Origin of the sequence: Trinickia sp., assembly GCF_051961175.1 — a bacterium.
Lineage (GTDB): Bacteria > Pseudomonadota > Gammaproteobacteria > Burkholderiales > Burkholderiaceae > Trinickia.
Window position 1 is genome coordinate 1 of sequence record NZ_JBQCDN010000061.1, and the last position, 4,880, is coordinate 4,880.

Sequence of the window (4,880 nt, forward strand, 5' to 3'; positions counted from 1 at the left end):
CCTCGAGAAGCGTAAGAAGAAAGCGGGCGCGTAACTTTTCCTACAATGGAACGACGATGTACGACTTGTTGAAAACCATCGACGACCCGGCGGATTTGCGCCGCCTCGACCGCCGTCAATTGAAGCCACTCGCCGACGAGCTGCGTGCGTACGTGCTCGACAGCGTGTCGCAGACGGGTGGGCATTTGTCGTCGAATCTCGGCACCGTCGAGCTGACGATTGCCTTGCACTATGTGTTCGAAACGCCGCACGATCGTATCGTCTGGGACGTCGGCCATCAAACCTATCCTCATAAGATTCTGACGGGGCGTCGCGACCGGATGTCGTCGCTGCGTCAACGCGGCGGCATTTCGGGCTTCCCGCGCCGCAGCGAATCGCAGTACGACACGTTCGGCACCGCCCATTCGAGCACGTCGATCTCGGCGGCGCTCGGCATGGCGATCGCCAGCAAGCTCGAAGGCATCGACCGCTTCTCCATCGCCGTGATCGGCGACGGAGCGATGACGGCCGGCATGGCGTTCGAAGCGATGAACAACGCGGGCGTGTGCGACGATGTGCCGCTGCTCGTGATCCTGAACGACAACGATATGTCGATTTCGCCGCCCGTCGGCGCGCTCAATCGGCACCTGGCCCGGCTCATGTCGGGGCGATTCTATGCGGCCGCCCGTGCGGGCGTCGAGCGCGTATTGCGTGTTGCCCCGCCGGTACTCGAACTGGCTCGCAAGCTCGAAGAGCACGCGAAGGGCATGGTGGTGCCGGCCACGCTGTTCGAGGAGTTCGGGTTCAATTACATCGGCCCGATCGACGGTCACGATCTCGATTCGCTGATCCCGACGCTGCAAAACATCCGCGAATTGCGCGGGCCGCAGTTCCTGCACGTCGTCACGAAGAAGGGGCAAGGCTACAAGCTCGCCGAAGCTGACCCGGTGCTCTATCACGGCCCGGGCAAGTTCAACCCGGCCGAGGGCATCAAGCCGAGCACGGCGCCTTCGAAGAAAACGTACACGCAAGTGTTCGGGGAATGGCTGTGCGATGCGGCCGAACTCGATTCGACCGTCGTCGGCATCACGCCGGCCATGCGCGAGGGTTCGGGCATGGTCGAGTTCGAAAAGCGCTTCCCGGATCGCTACTACGACGTGGGTATCGCCGAGCAGCATGCGGTGACGTTCGCAGGCGGTCTGGCGGCGGAAGGGCTCAAGCCCGTCGTCGCGATCTATTCGACGTTCCTGCAGCGCGGCTACGATCAACTGATTCACGACGTTGCGTTGCAGAACCTGCCCGTGGTGTTCGCGATCGATCGCGCGGGTTTGGTCGGTGCAGACGGCGCCACGCACGCCGGCGCATACGATCTCGCGTTCCTGCGCTGCATCCCGAATATGACGGTGATGGCGCCTGCCGATGAAAACGAGTGCCGTCAAATGCTGTACACGGCGCTCCAGCAGCCGAATCCGACGGCGGTGCGATACCCGCGCGGTGCGGGCACGGGCGTGGCGACGGTCAAGCAGATGACGGCGCTGCCGGTCGGCAAGGGCGAGATTCGTCGTCAATCGACGGCACCGAAGGGCAGCAGGATCGCCATCCTGGCGTTCGGCACGATGGTCGCCCCAGCGTTGGCCGCGGCAGAAGCGCTCGATGCCACGGTGGCCAATATGCGGTTCGTGAAGCCGATCGACGCCGATCTCGTGCGTGAGCTCGCGCAAACGCACGATGCCATCGTCACGGTTGAGGAAGGCTGCATCATGGGCGGCGCCGGTTCGGCTTGCGTTGAATCCCTACTTGCCAATGGGGTTGTTCGCCCCGTACTACAATTGGGCCTCCCCGATAGCTTCATCGATCACGGCGATCCCGCCAAGCTGTTGGCGGAGTGCGGCCTCGACGGCGCGGGTATCGAAAAATCGATCCGAGCGCGCTTTGTCGAGCCGGCGGCCAAGCTGGCGGCGCAGCGCGTTGCCTGATCTGGACTGGCCGTATAAGCGGCCACTGTTGCACGCACAGTTAGATGCACGCATGGGCCTTCGGGCCCATGTTTCGTTATTGGCGCGCGAACTGCACCGGCTCTTGCCTGCCGGCGCTTCGGCGGCGCTCACTAGGACAAAACAACGATGAACCAAATGAATCCCGCCTTCGTGATGCCTGACGTGCAAAGCACCGTCGACACGCGGCAGATTCCAATTCAGCGAGTCGGGGTGAAAGGTGTGCGCCATCCGTTGACGGTGCGCACCGCGACTGGCGACGTGCAGCCGACGGTGGGTACGTGGAATCTCGACGTCCGCCTGCCGGCCGATCAGAAGGGCACGCATATGTCGCGTTTCGTGGCGCTGCTCGAGGGGAACAAGGCGCCGCTGGAACCTTCGTCGTTTCGAAAGATGCTGACTGAAATGCTCGATAAGCTCGAAGCCACGGGTGGCCGCATCGAAGTGACGTTCCCGTACTTCGTGCCGAAAACGGCGCCGGTTTCGGGGGTGTCCAGCCTGCTCGATTACGAGGTCACTTTGGCCGGGCAAGCGCACGACGGCGAAGCCCGCACGTTCCTGCGCGTGCTCGTGCCGGTGACGAGCCTGTGCCCGTGTTCGAAAGAGATCTCCCAATACGGCGCACACAATCAGCGTTCGCACGTCACGATCGAAGTCGAACTCGTCGCCGACCTGCCGGTTGAAGCACTGATTCGGATGGCCGAGGAAGAGGCATCGTGCGAACTGTGGGGATTGCTTAAGCGCCCCGATGAGAAGTTCGTGACGGAGCGCGCCTACGAGAACCCGAAATTCGTCGAAGATCTGGTGCGCGATGTGGCGCAGCGTCTGAACGCGGACGAGCGCATCGTGTCGTACGTGCTCGAAGCGGAAAACTTCGAGTCGATCCACAACCACAGCGCGTATGCCGTCATCGAGCATGACAAGCGCGTGGGCGCTTCGGCGGTTTGACGGCGGATGTGACCTTCTGCGGAAACCCGGTTGGGGCATTCCGCGCTTTCGTCGCCCAAGGGGCTGGCGGCAGCACCTGCACGATTCGAAGGCGAGCCCAGTTGGCATCTGGCCGCCCTCGCTCGAAGTGTCAGCCCGCCGCTTTGCCGTAGAACGTAGCGCTTAGCGTTGCGCCCCTCGGCATCCGTTCCCGAGATTTTCCTGGATACCGAACAAATTTCGATATAAAAGATCCTTGTTCGATATATCGGAAATGGGGTATATTGAGCGCCAACATCCGAAATGACGGATGCGTGGTCGCGATCGGTCTGTCGTTTGGCTCATGGACAGGCTATCGCAGTTGTGCGTTGATGTGGCCGGCGGTGTACCGCGTCGAGGCTGCATCAAACATTGAATTGCATCCAGAGTTAGTACCGATTGGTACAAACGCCAACCTGCCTTCCCGGGCAAGGTGGTTGCCTCAAGGCGATGCGGCCGATGGTCGGCAACGAAGCGGGAACAGCCTGGCTGCACCGGTTCGATCTTCAACGTTCTCCGGAGTGGCTATGCATCAAGATATTTCTTCGCAACCTACCGCAACGGCCGACGACATCTGGTCGCGCTGTCTCCCAGGCTTCAAGTTGACTCACCGGATCTATCTCGTCGCTGACGATAATCTGGAGGTCGTCGCATCTGCGGCCTCGCGTCTACATCGCGAACGTGTGTCAGTCAGGAGTTGGGCAATCACGAAGAGAGACGGTGTCTTCGAGCATAAGATTGCGTTTGACGATGTGGGCGAGCGCCAGGCTAGAACGTTGCGCGAGCAACTTCTTGAGATCGAGCACGTTTTGCGCGCACGCCTTGAGCACAGCTTTGCCCGCGGACGCGAGTGAAATGACCTGGACGAGGAAGTCGCGGCAGTTTAATCGCCGCCGATCGTCGACCATCTCACCCGCTATCGCGCGAGCGACGACAAATCCCAGCGCGGTTTGACCGTAAACGCGTAATCCTTATTCGCCTGCTCGGGCCAGCGCCGCAGCCGGAGCGCGCCCGCCAGCGCGATCATCGCGCCGTTGTCGGTGCACAGCGAAAGATCGGGGTAGTGCACGTCGAAGCCGCGCTTTTTGGCGGCGGCCGACAGGGCTTCGCGCAATTGCCGATTCGCGCCCACGCCGCCCGCCACGACAAGCCGTTTCAGCCGCGTCTTCTTGAGGGCGGCCAGCGATTTCGCGACGAGCACTTCGACGGCCGCATCGACGAACCCTCGCGCCAGATCGGCTTTCGCCTGTTCGCAGACATTGGCGCCCAGGTGTTTCGTTTGCGTGAGGACGGCGGTCTTCAAGCCGCTGAAGCTGAAATCGAGATCGCCCGAGTGAAGCATCGGGCGCGGCAGCGTAACGGCGCCCGGCGTGCCGTATTCCGCGAGACGCGAGACTTCCGGGCCACCCGGATAGCCGAGGCCCAGCAACTTGGCTGTCTTGTCGAAGGCTTCGCCGGCGGCATCGTCGAGTGTTTCGCCGAGCGTTTCGTACACGCCGACATCCGTCACGCGCATAAGCTGCGTATGGCCGCCCGAGACGAGCAGTGCGACGAATGGAAACGGCGGCGGCGCTTCGACGAGCAGCGGCGACAGCAAATGACCTTCGAGATGGTGGATGCCGACCGTGGGTTTGTCCCAGGCCATTGCCAGCGCATTGGCGATGCTCGCGCCGACAAGCAGCGCACCGGCGAGCCCGGGGCCCTGAGTGAAAGCGATGGCGTCGATGTCGGTGCGGGACGCGCCGGAACGCTCAAGGACATCCTCGAGCAAGGGCAGGGCGCGGCGAATGTGATCGCGCGACGCGAGTTCGGGCACGACGCCGCCGTATTCGCGGTGCATGGCGATTTGCGAATGCAGGGCGTGTGCGAGCAGGCCGCGCTCGGTGTCGTAGAGCGCGAGCCCGGTTTCGTCGCACGAGCTTTCGATGCCGAGAACGAGCA

At 62.5% G+C, this 4,880-nt stretch carries 4 protein-coding genes and 1 riboswitch; of the genes, 3 read left to right on the top strand and 1 reads right to left on the bottom strand.

Annotation, left to right across the window (positions count from 1 at the left end; all coding sequences use genetic code 11):
* Positions 1 to 56: 56 nt before the first annotated feature.
* From dxs to ACTHL0_RS03455, 3 genes are all read left to right on the top strand, one after another.
* Positions 57 to 1,955, top strand: coding sequence for a 1-deoxy-D-xylulose-5-phosphate synthase (gene dxs, locus ACTHL0_RS03445; RefSeq protein WP_440565188.1), 1,899 nt, complete (start codon positions 57 to 59; stop codon positions 1,953 to 1,955).
* A gap of 147 nt (positions 1,956 to 2,102) precedes the next feature.
* Positions 2,103 to 2,921 carry a GTP cyclohydrolase FolE2 gene (folE2, locus tag ACTHL0_RS03450; protein WP_440565189.1) on the top strand — a complete coding sequence of 273 codons (819 nt, stop codon included), beginning with the start codon at positions 2,103 to 2,105 and terminating at the stop codon, positions 2,919 to 2,921.
* Between the two features lie 392 nt (positions 2,922 to 3,313).
* A riboswitch (SAM-I-IV-variant riboswitch) is annotated at positions 3,314 to 3,423 on the top strand.
* A gap of 43 nt (positions 3,424 to 3,466) precedes the next feature.
* On the top strand, positions 3,467 to 3,793 hold the full coding sequence (locus tag ACTHL0_RS03455; RefSeq protein ID WP_440565190.1) for a hypothetical protein: 327 nt from the start codon (positions 3,467 to 3,469) through the stop codon (positions 3,791 to 3,793).
* Positions 3,794 to 3,855: 62 nt separating this feature from the next.
* On the opposite strand, the gene tsaD is transcribed toward ACTHL0_RS03455, so the two are convergent.
* Positions 3,856 to 4,880, bottom strand: a 1,025-nt coding sequence (gene tsaD, locus ACTHL0_RS03460; protein WP_440565191.1) for a tRNA (adenosine(37)-N6)-threonylcarbamoyltransferase complex transferase subunit TsaD, incomplete at its 5' end; no start/stop codon positions are given.